Below are 1,498 nucleotides of genomic sequence, written 5' to 3'. Positions count from 1 at the left end.
CCGGATGGCCTGTGGATCGAACTGCACGGGCGGTCGGAAGCAGGAACCCGCCGAGACGACTGCGCAAGGAGCTATCCGTGCGTAGCGTGGTAGGAATCTCCGGCCTTTAGGCAGGGGAGGATGTCAATTGCAGAGAGCGAGTACCTTTGCTCAACAGGGTTGAGATTTGTCAACTCTTCTATACAAACCTTCTCAATCCCTTTTTTCAACAACCTTGTAGTCGGTAGAGTGTAGGGCATCTTCTGGGAACAGGCGACGTCAGGATCCTTAACCCTTAGCCGCCAGGTGATATCGGTCACCGCCCTGAAGCTCTTTTGGATGCAGGCTGTGAGTGAAATGTGGCCCCCCTCAGATTTAGGAGATCGCTCAGCCATGCGCAACCTCTCTTCCATCTTGCTGTTCGGGATCCCTTTGGTAAGCCTAGGCTGGACAGGGATCCCGGTGGTGGCCCAATCCGCCAATCCAGCCCTCTGCCAGCAATTTCCCCAAGACATTCGCTGCACCCTCTCTGCCCCCAGACAGGTGGGACAAGCGCCGCAACCCACATCCCGTCCTCGGATTGCAGTCTTGGACTTTGATTTCAGCAGCCTCAGCAATCCCTACAGCTTCCGCGAGGCTTCTCGGGGGGTGAGCGACCTGTTGGTGGATCGGCTGGTGAGAGATGGCACCTTTTCCGTCATCGAGCGCTCGCGGCTGGACGCGATCTTGGCCGAGCAGAACCTGGGTCTATCCGGGCGACTGGATGCCAACACCGCTGCTCAGGTAGGCCGGATCCTAGGGGTCGATGCGGTGATCCTCGGCAGTGTGACCCAGTTTGATGTGTCGGTGCGCCGTTCTGGGGGTGGGGCACCGGTCTTGACCCCCTTTGGCAGCTTCCCGCTGGCGGTGGGGGCTGAGTCGGTGGATGCCGATGCCAACGTGCAGCTGAATGCCCGCTTGGTGAGCACCAGTACTGCCGAGATCTTGGCCGTGGTCGAGGGCAAAGGCAACGCCAGCCAGTCGGATAGCACGGTCACGGTTGCCGGCTTTGGCGGGGGATCCGCCACCAGCAACGAAGAGAAGCTGTTGGTATTGGCAAGCCAACAAGCGGTGGAGCAAATTGCCCAGCAGTTGGCCGGTTTTGCCGGGCGCTTGGCAGCTCAGCCTCGCTCTCTGCCAACGGTTGACGCCTTGGTGGCGGATGTCTACGGCAACCAGGTGATCCTGAACAAGGGCAGCCGCGATGGCTATCGGGTGGGATTGATTCTTTCTGTGGAGCGCGTCGTCCGCGAGGTGAAGGATCCGGCCACGGGGGCCGTTTTGCGCAAATTGACCGAGCCAGCCGGACAGATCCAACTGACGGAAGTGGATGACGGCTCCAGCGTGGGACGCATTCTCAGCGGGGCAGGCTTCAAGGTTGGGGATGTGGCCAAGCCTGTCCAATGAGCTTTCCCAAGCCCTATCCTCAGGATCCCTCGATGGGAGCAAAGCCCTGCCGTTGCGTGTTTTCGGTTACGGT

General features: G+C 59.9%; 1 protein-coding gene. It reads left to right on the top strand.

The genetic code is table 11. The features are described 5' to 3' along the window. Positions 1-372: 372 nt before the first annotated feature. On the top strand, positions 373-1,425 hold the full coding sequence (locus tag NW837_RS14440) for a CsgG/HfaB family protein (protein WP_414332277.1): 1,053 nt from the start codon (positions 373-375) through the stop codon (positions 1,423-1,425). The last annotated feature ends 73 nt before the right edge of the window (positions 1,426-1,498 follow it).

The organism is Synechococcus sp. R6-10 (assembly GCF_047461815.1).
GTDB lineage: Bacteria > Cyanobacteriota > Cyanobacteriia > Thermostichales > Thermostichaceae > Thermostichus.
The sequence above is the reverse complement of the archived record's forward strand: the minus strand, read 5'-3'. Positions and strand labels throughout refer to the sequence as shown.

Excerpts from the sequence above, each read along its gene's own strand:
- NW837_RS14440 (WP_414332277.1), top strand. The coding sequence starts at position 373 with ATGCGCAACCTCTCTTCCATCTTGCTGTTCGGGATCCCTTTGGTAAGC.